Genomic DNA, 15,005 nt, shown 5'->3' with positions numbered 1-15,005 from the left:
CTTTCAGCCCTTTCACAGAACTAACCAGTTACGAGTATCCGGTGGACGGGCTGGAGGTGCGGGCCTGCGCTGAAGGTGGCCCGACGTCGCGTCGGTAAAGGGGGGTGTGGGGCGGGCGTAGCGTGTGGGTATGTCGAAGTACGGATCCTTTCCCGGTACGCGTCCTCGGCGGCTGCGTACCTCGCCCGTCATGCGGCGCATGGTCGCCGAGACCCGACTGCACCCGGCCGACTTCATCCTGCCCGCCTTCGTGCGGGAAGGGGTGAGTGAGCCCGTTCCGATCGCCTCCATGCCCGGGGTCGTCCAGCACACGCGGGACAGTCTGAAGAAGGCCGCCGTGGACGCCGTCGCCGCCGGGGTCTCCGGGATCATGCTGTTCGGGGTGCCGGAGGAGGGCAAGAAGGACGCCCTCGGGACTCCTGGTACCGACCCGGACGGGATTCTCCAGGTCGCCATCCGTGATGTGCGGGCCGAGGTGGGGGACGACCTGCTCGTCATGTCCGATCTCTGCCTCGACGAGACCACCGACCACGGGCACTGCGGGGTACTGGACGCGGAGGGGCGCGTCGACAACGACGCCACCCTGGAGCGGTACGCCGAGATGGCCCAGGTGCAGGCCGACGCGGGGGCCCATGTGGTGGGGCCCAGCGGGATGATGGACGGGCAGATCGGGGTCGTACGGGATGCCCTTGACCAGATCGGGCGCGAGGACGTCGCCATCCTCGCCTACACCGCCAAGTACTCGTCGGCCTTCTACGGGCCCTTCCGGGAAGCCGTCGGTTCCTCGCTGAAGGGGGACCGCAAGACGTATCAGCAGGACCCCGCCAATGTCAGGGAGTCGCTGCGGGAGCTGGCGCTCGACCTGGAGGAGGGCGCCGACATCGTGATGGTGAAGCCGGCCGGGCCCTACCTCGACATCCTCGCCCGGGTCGCCGACGCCGTGGACGTGCCCGTCGCCGCCTATCAGATCTCCGGCGAGTACTCGATGGTCGAGGCCGCGGCGGAGAAGGGCTGGGTCGACCGGGAGCGGGCCATCCTGGAGACCCTGACCGGGATCAAGCGCGCCGGCGCGCAGAACATCCTCACCTACTGGGCCACCGAGGCCGCCCGCATGCTGTGAGCCCGCCCGAGCGCGGGTCCGGGCCCAGGCAGCGCGGGTCCGGGTTCACGCGCCGATCGTGCGGCCGTCGATGACGGGCCCTCGTCGCGTACGCCCTCTCCGTCTTCGCACGCTGTGAGGGTGGTGAGGGCGACGAGCGCGACCGCCGTGGCGGCGAACAGACGCGGACGGGACCTGCGTACGGACATGGGTGTGCCCTTTCCGGTGCGAGGGGAGGGAACGGGAGGCGGTGCCGTTCGACCGGCTACAGCTTGTGCCGTGATCCGTCCCAACGCCATGCTTCGCGACGAATCCGGGACGCCGGTCGGTCCGTCGGCGCTCTGACCTGCTGGGATGTTGTCCGGTTCGGGGATGGTCCGGGACGGAGGGAGCCCCTCCCGGGATGGCGGGAGCGGGATTCGGGGACGGCCCGGCGGTCTATTTTCGATTTTCGAACGTCAACTGCGGTCGGCCGCTAGGTTGTTGTCCGTTGAAGAGGTTTGGAACCCAGGCTCCCCAGGGAGAGGCCACATGAGCGGCGATGCTCTCAGTCAGGACCCCGCCGAGCTGAGAAGGAGGATCGACACCACCAAGGCACACCCGGCCCGGGTCTACGACGTCTTCCTCGGCGGCAAGGACAACTACCCGGCCGACCGCAACGCGGCGGCCGCGGCGCTCGCCGCCAATCCCCGCGGATATCTGGACGTCCGGCACAACCGGGACTTCATGCGCCGTGCGGTCACGGAGATGGCGGGGGAGGAGGGCATCCGGCAGTTCCTGGACATCGGCACCGGACTGCCCACGCAGGACAACGTCCACCAGATCGCCCAGCGCATCGCCCCGGACACGCGGGTCGTGTACGTCGACAACGACCCGATCGTTCTCGCCCATGCGCGCGCCCTGCTCACCAGCGGGCCCGAGGGCCGTACCGACTACGTCGACGCAGACCTGGCCGACCCGGCCCAGATCCTCGACCACGCCCGCAAGACCCTCGACTTCGACCGGCCGATCGCGCTCGTCCTCGCGGCGGTCCTGCACTTCGTCGCGGAGCCGGAGGCGTACGACATCGTGCGCGAGCTGGTCGACGCGCTGCCGTCCGGCAGCCGGCTCGTCCTCAGTCACCTCACCGAGGATCTGAACCCCGAGAACATCCGGGCGGTCCAACGGACGTACACCGAGCGCGGGTTCACCTTCGTGCTCCGCTCCCGGGCCGAGGTGGCACGCTTCTTCGAGGAGAACGGGCTCACCCTCGACGAGCCGGGCGTCGTGCCCGCCCACCACTGGCGTCCCGACGGCGGTGCCCCGCTCCCGGAGCAGGTCGAGGCCTCGTATCTCGATTCGCTCGACGACATCGAGAAGGTCCGCTACCGCGACATCAACGACGTCACGGACGCGGACATCAACGTGTACGGGGCGAGCGGCCGCAAGGCCTGAAGCCGGCGGCGGTGTCCGGATCGTGAAAAGCGGTTGTAGGCAGCACCCGTTTCCCTAGGGTGTGGGCAGGAGACGTGTCCCGTCTGCCGTCCGTCCGCCTGTAGGAGCCGTGCATGACCGCCTCAGTGACAGCCGCCTCTGCCTCTCCTCCCGCTTCTGCTTCTGCCTCTGCTTCCGTGCCCGCGCTCGCCGCGCGGGCACGGGCGGTCGGAGGGTCGGCCGTACGGGACATCCTGGCCGTCATCGCGCGGCCCGACGTGATCAACTTCGCGGGCGGGCTGCCCGCGCCCGAGCTGTTCGACGCGGAGGGCGTGGCCGCCGCGTTCCGGGACGTGTTCGCGGACACGCCCGCGCGGGCCCTGCAGTACGCCACCACCGAGGGCGAGCCCGCTCTGCGCGAGGCGCTCGCCCTACGGCACACCGGGCGCGGCCTGCCCACCGACGCCGACGACCTCCTCGTCACCACCGGCTCCCAGCAGGCGCTGTCGCTGCTCGCCACCGCGCTGATCGACCCCGGGGACGTCGTCCTCGTCGAAACGCCCTGCTATCTCGCGGCACTTCAGGTGTTCGGGCTGGCCGGCGCGCGCGTGGTCGCCGTACCCGGGGACGAGGACGGGATCGCTCCGGACGCGCTGGAGGAGCTGGTCGTACGGCATCGGCCCAAGCTGCTCTACACCGTGCCCACCTTCCGTAACCCGACCGGGCAGACCATGCCGGGCGAACGCCGGGCCGCCGTGGCGGAGGTCGCCGCGCGGCTCGGGCTGTGGATCGTGGAGGACGATCCGTACGGCGAGCTGCGCTTCGAGGGTGAGCGCGTGCCGTGGATCGCCTCCTTCCCGGGCGCGGAGGATCGTACGGTCCTGCTCGGCTCCTTCTCCAAGGTCATGGCGCCGGGGCTGCGGTTGGGCTGGCTGCGGGCGCCGGCGGAGCTGCTGCGCGCGTGCACCGTCGCCAAGCAGGCCGCCGACCTGCACACTCCCACCGTCAACCAGCTTGCCGCCGCCCGCTATCTGGCCGACCGTGATCTCGACGCCCATGTGCGGCGCGTGGCGCGCGTCTACGGGGAGCGTCGCGACGCCATGCTGGACGGCATCGGGGACGCGCTCCCGGAGGGCTCGACCTGGACCCGTCCGGAGGGCGGCATGTTCCTCTGGGCCCGGCTTCCGGAGTCGTACGACACCACCGCCCTGCTTCGGGGGGTGGTGGAGCGTGGGGTCGCCTATGTTCCGGGGGCGTCCTTCTACGCGGGCGAGGTGGGGAGGGCCGAGCGGGCGACGATGCGGCTGTGCTTCGTCACCCAGACTCCGGACGAGATCGGGGAGGGGCTGCGGCGGTTGGGGGCGGGACTCAGGTAGTCGGGCTCACCGGCAGGTGGGTCAGCCTCGCCGGCGGGTGGTCAGTCCCACCAGAAGGACCAGGTCTGCTTGGCCAGCAGTTCGTGTTCGGCGTATGCGCGCAGGGTGGTGTGGGTTCCCTGCGTGATGTTGTCCGGGCAGAACGCGAAGTGCTCGGCGGCTGTCGCCTCGGCCTCGGCGAGGGTGGTCGGCGGGGCGGCCACGGACAGCACCAGCTGGTTGAAGGTGAGCGCCAGGACCCGTATGCCGAAGCGGTCCTCCCAGGAGCGGAGCACCGCGCAGAGGCGGGCGGTGTCGCTCTCGTAGTTCGCGGAGCCCGACCAGCCGATGGCGGCCGGGATGTCGGCGGAGCGGCGGGCGGGGACGAGGGCGAGGCGGGGTTCCTTGAGGGTGGAGCCGGGGGCGAGGAGCGAGTCGGCCAGTTGGGCGGCCAGTGCGTCCGCGGCGGCCTGCTTGGCGGCAGGGGTCGAGGCAGAGGTGGAGGCGGGGGTGGCGCCCGTGTCGACGGGGGCGGGCGCCAGGCCTGGCCAGGCTTCGTCCTGGGCCGCGTACTCCTCCCAGAACCCGGCGAGGACCTCTTCGGCGTCGTGGTCCCCGGGGTACGAGGTGTCGGCGGGCATCAACTCCCAGTTCTCCGGCCCGCCTTGGCCGTCGCCCACCTCTATGACCACCGGGACGAGCCCGGCGGGGCGGGACGCGTCGTGGTGCGCGGTCCAGTCGCCGGGGGCGGAGGGCGCGTCGGCGTGCCAGAGGAGCGGCTCGTGCCACGCGCCGTCGTCCGTCGCGTCGATCAGCCTCCCGGCGGGGAGCGCGAGGCCGAGCGCGCTGCCGGTCGGGTCGGTCGCGAGGTGGGGCAGCGGGTTGGGAAGTGTCGCCATGCCGGTGACCTTAGGGCCTGCCACTGACAACAGGCCCGGGAGCCGGGTGGGGGAGGGAGAGAGGGCAACGGTTCGAGATCGGTCCGGTGTCGGTGCGGCCTCGAACTTGCGTCGGACTGGCGTAGAACTGGCAATGAAACGGACATGGTTGGGCGGCCGGATCGGCTCGGCGCCGTGAACTCCCGGTGTCCGGGGCGCGGTTCTCGATGATCTTGTGTGGATCTGTCCTGAAATCGATGCCCCGGGGACGTCCAATATCCCGTGTACTGGGCAGATTGATGCCCCTGACCTGCAACGTCAAACCCTATTGACGAGTTCCCGCCAGTTTCCGTAACTTCTCCCCCTGGCCTGATCCGCTCGGTAAGGCCCACATCGTTCCCTGGGGGATCCCATGAACTATTTCCTTGACGTACTCAAGAAGTACGCGGTCTTCAGCGGGCGTGCGCGCCGCAAGGAATACTGGATGTACATGCTGTTCGTGGCGATCTCTTACCTCCTGCTGCTCGGCATCGGCTACGCCGTCAACGCGGTGTGGATCGGGTTCATCTTCTACGCGGCGGTCCTGCTGCCCACCCTGGGTGTCACCGTTCGTCGACTGCACGACACGGGCCGCTCGGGCTGGTGGATCCTCTTCGGGCTCGTCCCGCTCGTCGGCGGGATCACGCTGTTCGTCTTCTACTGCCTCGACGGCGACCAGAGCGAGAACAAGTACGGCCACAACCCGAAGTACGCCCCCGCGCACGCCTGACGTTCGCACCGAGGGCATCGTCCCCGTCCCCATGCCCCACGCTTCGGCCGCCCGGATTCTTCCGGGCGGCCTTCGTGCTGTCAGGTTGTTCTGCGGGTCAGCCGGCGAAAACCCTGCCCTGCTTCACCACGTAGTGCGTCGCCTCGGAGCAGCCGATGGACGGCGTGACCAGCAAACTCACGGCGAGCGGCGCGGGCTCTGTGCTCGCCGTCGAGAACTCGCAGACGGCACCCTTGCCCGTGAGCGGGAACCAGAACCACCCGTCGACGTCGCCCACCGTGACCCGGTCGGACTCCTTCCAGGCGCCGCCGGTCTGCGTGTAGACCTGCAGCCGCACGGAGGCCGCGTACTGGTCCTCCGGCGACCGCAGCGCGGTCAGCGTGATCTTGTAGTCGCTCCCGAGGACGGACGAGGCGATCTGCTTCGTCTGCGGTGCGGCGGCCTTGGTGGCGGCGTCGGACGCTGTGGCTCCGGCCGTCCCGAGGGCGGTCACCGTCAGGAGAGCCAGGGCCGCGGTCGTGGTGCGACGGCCGCGGTTGCGATTGCGGTTGCTGATCAGCTTCATTTGTTCCCCCGTTGGAACTGGTTGTGCTGAAAGGTCTGGTTGGTTCCTACGGTACTCAGGACGCGTCGAACCGCGTCGGGGTTGCACGGCGAGTCCTGCGGATCGGGAGAACGGCGGAAGCCGGCCACCCCTTCGTTCTGGGGTGTCCGGCTTCCGGTGCGTCGGTGCGGCCGTGCGTCAGAGGCGTTCGGGTGTCCTGATGCCCAGGAGCGCCATGCCCTTGTGGAGCGTCTTCGCCGTGACGTCGCACAGGAACAGGCGGTTCTCCGCGACGTCCTTCGGCGGGGCCGGCTTGATCACCGGGCACTTGTCGTAGAACGTCGTGTACAGCGACGCCAGTTGGTACAGGTACGCCGCCATCTTGTGCGGGGCGTACTCCGTCGCCGAGTCCGCCACCGTCTCCGCGAACGCGTCGATGTGCAGGGCCAACGCCCGCTCCGCGTCGGCCAGTTCGAGCTCCGGGTGCGGCTGCGGGTGTACCTCGCCGGCCTTGCGCAGGATCGACTGGATACGGGCGTACGCGTACTGGAGGTACACGCTCGTGTCGCCGTTCAGCGACACCATCTGGTCCAGGTCGAACTTGTAGTCCCGGTTCGCCGACGTCGACAGGTCCGCGTACTTGACGGCGCCGATGCCCACCTGGGTGCCCCGCTCGGCGACTTCGTCGTCCGACAACTGGCCGAGGGCGTCCTTCTCCCGTACGACCGCTGTCGCGCGGTCCACCGCCTCGTCGAGGAGGTCCACGAGCTTCACCGTCTCGCCCTCACGTGTCTTGAACGGCTTGCCGTCCTTGCCGAGGACCGTGCCGAAGGCCAGCTGGTACGCCTTGACGTCCTCGTCGTTGAGCCAGCCCGCCCTGCGCGCCGTCTCGAAGACCATCTTGAAGTGGAGGGACTGGCGGGCGTCGACCACGTAGATCAGGCTGTTGGCCTTGAGGTTGAAGACGCGGTCGCGGATCGCCGAGAGGTCGGTCGCCGCGTAGCCGTAGCCCCCGTCGGACTTGCGGACGATCAGCGGGACCGGGTTGCCGTCCGGGCCCTTGATGTCGTCGAAGAACACACAGAGGGCGCCCTCCGAGCGGACCGCCACCCCGGACTCCTCCAGGAGGCGGCACGTCTCGTCCAGCATGTCGTTGTAGCCGGACTCGCCGACGATGTCCGCGTCCCGGATCTCCATGTCCAGCTTCTCGAAGACCGAGAAGAAGTAGATCTTCGACTCGTCCACGAACCTCTGCCAGGTGGCGAGGGTGGCGGGGTCGCCGGCCTGGAGGTCCACGACGCGCAGCCGCGCCCTGGTCTTGAACTCCTCGTCGGAGTCGAAGAGTTTGCGGGCCGACTTGTAGAGACGGTCGAGGTTCGACATCGCCTCCTCGCCGGTGGCCGCGCTGTCTTCGGCGGACCCGTGGTCCAGCTCGTGCGGGTGCTCGTCCAGGTACTGGATGAGCATGCCGAACTGGGTGCCCCAGTCGCCGATGTGGTGCCTGCGCACCACGTTCTCGCCGGTGAACTCCAGGAGTTGGACCACCGCGTCGCCGATCACCGCGGAGCGGAGGTGGCCTACGTGCATCTCCTTCGCCACGTTCGGCTGGGCGTAGTCGATCACTGTCGTGCCCGGGTGGGCGGAGAGGGGTACGCCGAGACGGGCGTCGGGGTCGGCGGACCTGGCCGCGAGGTTCTCGACGATCGCCCTGTCGGTGAGCGTGATGTTCAGGAAGCCGGGGCCGGAGACCTCGATGTCCTTGATCAGGTCGCCGGACACCACGTTGGTGACGACCTGGGTCGCCAGGTCGCGGGGGTTGGCCTTGGTCTTCTTGGCGAGGGCGAGGATGCCGTTCGCCTGGTAGTCCGCACGGTCGCTGCGTCGCAGCAGCGGGTCCGCGTGTGCCTCCGGCAGGGTGGCCGAGAGGGCGTCCGCGAGGCGCTGGTGGACGGTGGCGGTGAGGGACTTGACCGGGGCCATAGGAGTGGGGGCCGTTCTCCTGGTGGGTACGTGTGGATGGGGCCAGTATCCCATGGGGGGTAAAGGGGATTTTCGCCCCCGCCGCCCCTACCCGTCCCATCCCGTACCTGGGGGCTGCGCCCCCAGACCCCCCTGCCGGCCCTGAACGGGCCTTGTCCTCAAACGCCGGACGGGCTGGAAATGCGGGCCTGCGCTGAAAGGGTGCCGCGCAGGAGGAGACGGGGCCGGAGGCGGCTCTCCGGAAAGCCGTTTTCGTGGTTGTGGGACCAGCTGGGAGAATGGGGCGGTCAGCCGTCCGACCGTACCGGCTGGCCTTGAGGAACTCTCAGACAAAGAGGACGTGCCGATCGTGGCTCAGAGTGCCGAGACCACCGACTGGGTCTCCCGTTTCGCGGATGAGGTCATCGAGGAGTCGGAGCGTCGAGCCCCGGGAAAACCCGTCGTCGTCGCGTCCGGGTTGTCTCCCTCCGGGCCCATCCACCTCGGGAACCTGCGCGAGGTCATGACCCCGCATCTCGTCGCCGACGAGATCCGGCGCCGGGGGTACCAGACCCGCCATCTGATCTCCTGGGACGACTACGACCGCTACCGCAAGGTGCCGAACGGCGTCGACGGCGTGGACTCCTCCTGGGCCGAGCACATCGGCCGGCCGCTGACCTCCGTACCGGCGCCCAAGGGGTCCGCCCACCCCAACTGGGCCGAGCACTTCAAGGCCGCGATGGTCGACGCGCTCGCCGAGCTCGGTGTCGAGTTCGACGGCATCAGCCAGACCGCGCAGTACACCTCGGGTGTCTATCGCGAGCAGATCCTGCACGCCATGAAGCACCGGGGTGACATCGACGCCATCCTCGACCAGTACCGGACCAAGAAGGTTCCGGCCAAGCAGTCGCAGAAGCCTGTCGACGAGGCCGAGCTGGAAGCCGCCGAGGGGTCCGGGGCCGCCGGCGAGGACGACGGGGGTTCCGGGGGCGCCGGCTACTACCCGTACAAGCCCTTCTGCGGTGGCTGCGGCAAGGACCTCACCACCGTCACCGCCTACGACGACGACAGCACCGAGCTGACGTACACCTGCACCGCCTGCGGGTTCTCCGAGACCGTCCTGCTGAGCGAGTTCAACCGCGGCAAGCTGGTCTGGAAGGTCGACTGGCCGATGCGCTGGGCGTACGAGGGGGTCGTGTTCGAGCCGAGCGGTGTCGACCACTCGTCTCCGGGGTCTTCGTTCCAGGTCGGCGGGCAGATCGTCGGCAGCGTCTTCGGCGGCAAGCAGCCGATCGGGCCCATGTACGCCTTCGTGGGTATCAGCGGCATGGCCAAGATGTCCAGCAGCAAGGGCGGGGTTCCCACGCCCGGTGACGCGCTGAAGATCATGGAGCCGCAGATCCTGCGCTGGCTGTACGCCCGCCGCCGGCCCAACCAGTCCTTCAAGATCGCCTTCGACCAGGAGATCCAGCGGCTCTACGACGAGTGGGACAAGCTCGACGCCAAGGTCGCCGACGGCTCCGCGCTGCCTGCCGACGTCGCCGCGCACTCGCGTGCGGTGCGTACCGCCGGTGGCGAACTGCCGCGTACGCCGCGGGCGTTGCCGTACCGGACGCTGGCCTCCGTCGCCGACATCACCGCCGGCGCCGAGGACCAGACGCTGCGGATCCTGGGCGACCTTGACCCGGCCGATCCGCTGCTCTCCCTCGACGAGGCGCGGCCCCGGCTCGACAAGGCCGAGGCCTGGATCAACACGCAGGTGCCGGCGGACCAGCGGACCATCGTGCGGGACGAACCCGACACCGAGCTGATCAAGTCCCTCGACGAGGTGGGGCGGCAGTCGCTGCGGCTCCTCGTCGACGGCCTCGCCGACAACTGGTCCCTGGACGGCCTCAGCCATCTCGTCTACGGCGTGCCCAAGGTCCAGGCCGGCTTCTCCGCCGACGCCACGCCGAAGGAACTCCCGGCCGAGATCAAGGTCGCCCAGCGCACGTTCTTCGCCCTGCTGTACCACCTGCTCGTCGGGCGGGACACCGGGCCGCGTCTGCCCACGCTGCTGCTCGCGGTGGGGCAGGAGCGGGTGCGGGCCCTGTTGGGGGAGTAAGGGAGTAGGGGACACGCGGTGGTGAGGAGGGGCGTTCGGCTTGTGCCGGGCGCCCCTTTCGCCGTCGTACGGCCGCTCACACCGCCCAGCGGGCCGCCGCCGCTCCCAGTACCGGCAGCACCGACAGTGCCACGCCCATCACGAGTGGGAAGGGGCCCCGCTCCCGCACCACCTCGCGCGGTGCGAACGCCTTCTCCAGCGCCGCGTCCGTCCGCCTCGTCGACAGCGGGGTCAGGGCCGCCGGGACGATCAGGGCCACCTCGTACCAGCGCAGCCGGTCCTCGCGGGGAACGGGCAGGGTCCAGGAGGAGATCCAGCCACGGAACGGCAGCAGGGCCAGCAGGGTTCCCCACAGGAAGCCGGTGCAGGCGGCCAGCGCGGCCGGCCAGGGGATTCCGACGGCGTGGCGGAGGATCAGGGCCAGGGCCACGAGCAGCGGGAAGGGGATGAAGGGAATCAGTCGTTCGTGCTTCGCCGGGATCCAGCGGAGCAGCACGCAGGTGGTGAGAAGGTCGGTGAGGACGGCTGCGAACACCCACAGGACGGTTGGCATCACGGGGTCACAGGGTGGCGACGATCGCCGCCACGACGGCCGCGAAGGTGAGGAGGAAGACCGCGGTCTGCCGGCCCGTCAGCTTCTCGATCGGCTGTCCCGAGCGGGCCTGCTCCATCATGCGTCCGACGAACCGGGTGAAGACGACCCTGGTGATCGCAAGGCCCAGCGCCATCGCCGTGAACAGCATCAGCGCCGTGTTCCCACCGTCGTCCGGGGATGCCTTCGTGCTCAGGCCGATGACCACCGCTCCGCCCACCGGCGGAAGCACCGCCAGCCACTTGTGCTTCCTCTCGGGCAGCAGGGACTGGATCGCCACTGCCAGGGCGAGGCCGGCCACGAGCGCGGCGATCCACCACTCGGTGCGGGTGAAATGGGAGGTCAGCACTGACGGTCCTTCTTCTGCTGATGGGCCTGGCGGGGTGGGGTGACGCGGGCTCACACACGGTGTGCGCACGCGCCACCCCGGGGTACGACGGTACGCAGTTACCAGGTGACCCAGCCGATCACCGTGGTCGTCACGTCACTGGCGGCGTTGGAGATCTTGGCGCCGAGGTTCTCGGCGAGGGCACCGAACTCGTCGCCCGCGCCGAACTTCTTGAAGATCTGCCCCTTGGCGAAGAACGCACCGCCGAGAGCGGTGATGCCGAGCGCCTGGTGGAATTCGCTGCTGCTCCAGCCGTAGCCGAAGCCGGCGAAGATGGTGCTCACTCCCTGGATACCCCAGGAGGTGAGACTTGCCCCGGAGGCGAGCCCCAGCAGGACCGGGCTGGCCGGTGTGGGGAACGCGCCGGCGATGCCGAGCACGGCCCCCGCCGCGCCGAACACCGTGCTCCAGTGGCCGGTGGCCTTCGCCCAGTCCTTGGCGTCGCTCATGTCCTCGGGCCACATGCCCCAGTAGTCGGTGTTGCCGGTGCCGTCGTCGTTGTCGGCGGTCTGGGACGGGTTGGTGCCGTTCTGCGCGTTCTGCCTCGCCTTCTCGGCCGCTACGCGGGCGGCCTCGGCGGCTTCGGCGCGTCGCTTCGTGGCGACGATCGCGCGGGCCTCGCTGGCTGCCGCCGCCGCTGCCACCTTGTCCTTGCCGGCCTGTGCGGCGGAGGCCGCCGCGGCGGTGGCGGAGGCCTGCGCCGAGGCGGCGGAGTTCACCGCCTGCCGAGCGGACGACACGGCCTGCCGCATCGAGTAGTTCGCGCTGCGGGCGGCGCCACGCGCGGTGGCCGCGGCGGACAGGGCGTCCTTCGCCGACTTGGCCGCGGCGGTGGCGGACCGGTCGGCGTCGTCCGCGTTCGCCCGTGCCTCGGCCGCCGAGTTCTCGGCGTCCTTGGCGTAGTTGTTCGCCTTCTGTGCCCACTCGGTGGCCTCCGCCGCCGCCTGGCGGGCCTCCGCGGCTGCCTTGGACGCGAGGGCCGCGTCCTGCAGGGCCTTCGCGGCCACCTTCGCCGCGTGTGCGATGGAGGCTCGGATGGCGGCCACATGGGTGGCCTGGTCCTGGTCGAGGCGGGCGACGTTGAACTTGTCGCGGACGACGAAGGCGCGCCGCATGCGGGCGGAGCCCTCCAGCACGATCTGTGCCGCCGACTTCATGTACGGGCCGCCGGTGTCGAGCAGGCGGAAGATCTCGACGCTGTCGTCCTCCTTCGTCGCCCCCGCCAGTTCGAGGTTGATGAAGCGGTGCAGGGTGAGTGCGCGGCCGTCCGCCAGCGCAGCCTCGGCCTTCGCCTTGACGGCCGGCCCGGGGTTGCCGTTCAGGATCTGGAAGACGAGGACGCGGTTGTCCTCGGCCGCCGCCTCGATGACGCCGGTGGCGAGGAAGTCGCCGGCCGCCGTCGGGCTGTCGTCGGCCAGGACGGTGTACGCGGCCTGGGCGACCTTGGCGGTGGCCACGGACGAGATGGCGGCGACGTTCTCCCGGTCGTCCTGCCGCTGGGCGAGGAGACGATCGGCGCTCACCCAGTTGACGATGTCCTCGTCGTTGCCGGAGAGGGCGTACTCGGCGGCCTCACGGGTCCAGCTGCCGGTGGCGTCGAGGAGCTGGACGGCGGCCTTGCGGCCGGTCGTGACGGCGGTGGCGGTGTCTCCGCCGTTCAACGCGGCCTCGGCGGCGGAGATCAGGTCCTTGATCTCCGAGGAGGTCATGTCCGCCTGGGTGCGCTGCCGGTCGGCCTTTGCGGCGTCGTCGGTCTCGGCCTGAGCCCTGGTACGGGCTATCAGGACGCCCAGTTCGGTGTCCTCGGCGATGCGGGCGGTCTCGGCGTCCCGGGCCGCCTTCTCGACCTCCTGGGCCTCCTTGACCGCGGCGGCGGCCGTGTTGGCCGCCGCCACCGCCGCGTTGGCGTACTCGGTGGACCGCTTGGCGTACTCGACCGCCTCGCCCGCGTGGGCCGCTGCCTCGTCGGCCGCGTCGGCGGCCTTGATCGCGTGGGCGGCGGCGCTGTTCGCGGCGTCGCGGGCCACGCGTGCGGCGGCGGCCGACCTGGCCGCCAGCGTCCGCGCGGTGCCCGCGGCCCGGGTGGCCCTGGCAGCCGCGGCGTTGGCCTCGGCGGCGGCGGCGCGGGCCTTCGCGGCCTGGGACTGGGCGGCGCCCGAACTGGCGGCGGCGTCGGCGGCGGCGTTGGCCGCGGCCGCGGAGTTCCGCGCGGCGCCGGCAGCCGCGCTGCCGGCGGCGTCCGCGTTGGCGGAGGCGATGGCGGCCTTGTCGGCGGCGGCGGCGGCGGTCTTCGCCCGTGCCGCGGCGTTCCGGGCACCCTGCGCGGCCTGACGGGCGGCCGACGCCTTCGAGGCGTCCTTGGAGGCGCCGATGGCCGCGTTGTAGGCGCGGGCGGCCGCGCTGCCGGCCGCTGCCGCGGCGGCAGCGGCGGCCGTCGCCGCCTGGGCGGCGCGGCCGGCGGCGGACTGCGCGGTGCGGGCGGCGCCGATCGCCGTGTTGGCGGCGGAGGCGGCTCCTCGCGCTGCGCTCGCGGCCTTGTTCGCGGCGGCGGCCGACTTACGGACGTCCTGCTGGGCGGCGCGTGCCTCGTCCGCTGCCTCCAGCGCGGCGGCCTTGGCCTTCTCCGCCGCCTCCTGCGCGCGGTCGGAGGCCGAGACGGCCTGCTCCGTCTTGAGCTGGGCCCGCTTGCCCTCGCGTTCCACGACCGCCACCAACTGGTCGATCGTCGCGGCCTCTTCGTCCCGGGCCCGGGCGATGAACTGGCCGGAGACCAGGAACTGGTGGATCGCCTCGGGTGTGCCCTCGTCGAGGGCGCGCTGTGCGTACAGCTTCACCTGGGGGGAGGCGGTGCTGAGGATGCTGAAGACCTCGACCTGCTCGTCCTCCTGCTGGGCCGTGTACTGGCCCTGCGTGAGGAACTTCCGCAGGGCCGCCTGGGTGCCGTCGTTCAGCGCCTTGTTGGCCTCCCGCTTCACCGCGGTGCCGCTGTTGTTCAGGACGGTGAACACCGCTACCCGCAGGTCCGTCGTCAGGGGCGTGTTGTAGCCGTCGAGCAGATAGCCGGCGATCGCGGCGTCCCCCGCCGACAACGCGGTCTCGGCCGACTCACGAGTGGATTTGCCGGCGTAGGAAAGGCTGGAGAGGAGACCGAAGCGGTTGTCCTCGGCGGTCGCCGCGGGCAGTTCGCCGGTCAGGAAGGCGGACACGGCCGCGGTCGAGCCGGCGAGGGCGATCGCCGCGGATTCGCGCGCGGCCTCGCCGCCCGTCTTGTAGGCCCACACCGCCTTTCCCCGGTCGGTGGCCGGCAGGCCGGTGTCGATGATGTCGGCGGCGTAGGCCGGAGTGGCGGTCAGGGTGAGGATCGACGGCAGCGCGGGGACCGCGGCCACACCGGCGACGCTCGTGAGTATCCGGCGTCTGCTCCACAATGACGCTGACAAAGGGTGCGTCCTTCCGTATGGGAATCCGTGCCGGATTCCGCATGGGATACGGGCTTCGAGAACATGGCACGGCTCCCCAACGTGCGTGATTCGAAGGCCTGTTGGGGAGTCGCCGGTTCGAAGGTACGGACGGCGCTTTGCATGGTCAATAGCGATGTGCAAATAGCCCTACAGAGAATTGGAAACCGGAACGTTATCGTCCGGAGATCGTTTCTTTTCTGAATGGGCACAATTGACAGAACAACCTTCCGGCAAGGTGACGCAGGTCACGGGCTTCTTGCTGTGGCTGCCCTATTTACGAGCTTTTTGCATATGGACAGAGTTCTGGCGAACGGATTTGTATACGTGAAGTTGCGGATCTGAACGGGGGTGATTCCGCAGGCATGCTCATTTTCGCTGCGCACAATTCTCCGAAAAAATATGCGGACCTCGGTGCTCCGCAGCTTTCACGCCCATTTCCTAAT

General features: G+C 70.0%; 11 protein-coding genes. 5 read left to right on the top strand and 6 right to left on the bottom strand.

Going from position 1 to position 15,005, the window contains the following annotated elements; translation table 11 throughout:
* The first annotated feature begins 130 nt into the window (after positions 1 to 130).
* The 3 genes from hemB (at position 131) to QA861_RS43485 (ending at position 3,888) form a co-directional block, all read left to right on the top strand.
* Positions 131 to 1,120 (top strand): porphobilinogen synthase, encoded by a 990-nt coding sequence (hemB, locus tag QA861_RS43495; RefSeq protein ID WP_334594476.1) that lies wholly within the window; start codon positions 131 to 133, stop codon positions 1,118 to 1,120.
* A gap of 510 nt (positions 1,121 to 1,630) precedes the next feature.
* On the top strand, positions 1,631 to 2,533 hold the full coding sequence (locus tag QA861_RS43490) for an SAM-dependent methyltransferase (protein WP_334594475.1): 903 nt from the start codon (positions 1,631 to 1,633) through the stop codon (positions 2,531 to 2,533).
* A gap of 113 nt (positions 2,534 to 2,646) precedes the next feature.
* The gene (locus tag QA861_RS43485; protein ID WP_334594474.1) at positions 2,647 to 3,888 is read left to right on the top strand and encodes an aminotransferase-like domain-containing protein; all 1,242 of its coding nucleotides are present in this window, start codon (positions 2,647 to 2,649) and stop codon (positions 3,886 to 3,888) included.
* Positions 3,889 to 3,929: 41 nt separating this feature from the next.
* Here QA861_RS43485 and QA861_RS43480 read toward each other — a convergent pair whose 3' ends face one another.
* Positions 3,930 to 4,766, bottom strand: a complete 837-nt coding sequence (locus QA861_RS43480; RefSeq protein WP_334594473.1) for a DUF4253 domain-containing protein — start codon at positions 4,764 to 4,766, stop codon at positions 3,930 to 3,932.
* Positions 4,767 to 5,157: 391 nt separating this feature from the next.
* Between QA861_RS43480 and QA861_RS43475 the strand changes: the two genes are divergently transcribed.
* A complete protein-coding gene (locus QA861_RS43475) occupies positions 5,158 to 5,514 on the top strand; it encodes a DUF805 domain-containing protein (RefSeq protein ID WP_334594472.1) in 357 nt (118 codons plus the stop codon).
* Positions 5,515 to 5,611: 97 nt separating this feature from the next.
* Here QA861_RS43475 and QA861_RS43470 read toward each other — a convergent pair whose 3' ends face one another.
* Together QA861_RS43470 and argS are read right to left on the bottom strand one after the other, a co-directional pair.
* A complete protein-coding gene (locus tag QA861_RS43470; protein WP_334594471.1) occupies positions 5,612 to 6,079 on the bottom strand; it encodes a hypothetical protein in 468 nt (155 codons plus the stop codon).
* A 177-nt stretch (positions 6,080 to 6,256) separates the two neighbouring features.
* On the bottom strand, positions 6,257 to 8,038 hold the full coding sequence (argS, locus tag QA861_RS43465) for an arginine--tRNA ligase (protein WP_334594470.1): 1,782 nt from the start codon (positions 8,036 to 8,038) through the stop codon (positions 6,257 to 6,259).
* A gap of 340 nt (positions 8,039 to 8,378) precedes the next feature.
* On the opposite strand from argS, the gene lysS reads away from it, so the two are divergent.
* The gene (gene lysS / locus QA861_RS43460) at positions 8,379 to 10,121 is read left to right on the top strand and encodes a lysine--tRNA ligase (RefSeq protein WP_334594469.1); all 1,743 of its coding nucleotides are present in this window, start codon (positions 8,379 to 8,381) and stop codon (positions 10,119 to 10,121) included.
* A 76-nt stretch (positions 10,122 to 10,197) separates the two neighbouring features.
* Here lysS and QA861_RS43455 read toward each other — a convergent pair whose 3' ends face one another.
* The 3 genes from QA861_RS43455 to QA861_RS43445 form a co-directional block, all read right to left on the bottom strand.
* On the bottom strand, positions 10,198 to 10,677 hold the full coding sequence (locus QA861_RS43455; RefSeq protein ID WP_334594468.1) for a hypothetical protein: 480 nt from the start codon (positions 10,675 to 10,677) through the stop codon (positions 10,198 to 10,200).
* A gap of 4 nt (positions 10,678 to 10,681) precedes the next feature.
* Positions 10,682 to 11,062, bottom strand: a complete 381-nt coding sequence (locus tag QA861_RS43450; protein ID WP_334594467.1) for a hypothetical protein — start codon at positions 11,060 to 11,062, stop codon at positions 10,682 to 10,684.
* A 98-nt stretch (positions 11,063 to 11,160) separates the two neighbouring features.
* Positions 11,161 to 14,490, bottom strand: coding sequence for an ALF repeat-containing protein (locus QA861_RS43445; protein WP_334594466.1), 3,330 nt, complete (start codon positions 14,488 to 14,490; stop codon positions 11,161 to 11,163).
* Positions 14,491 to 15,005 lie beyond the last annotated feature (515 nt).

This window comes from Streptomyces sp. B21-083, from assembly GCF_036898825.1.
Lineage (GTDB): Bacteria > Actinomycetota > Actinomycetes > Streptomycetales > Streptomycetaceae > Streptomyces.
The sequence above is the reverse complement of the archived record's forward strand: the minus strand, read 5'-3'. Positions and strand labels throughout refer to the sequence as shown.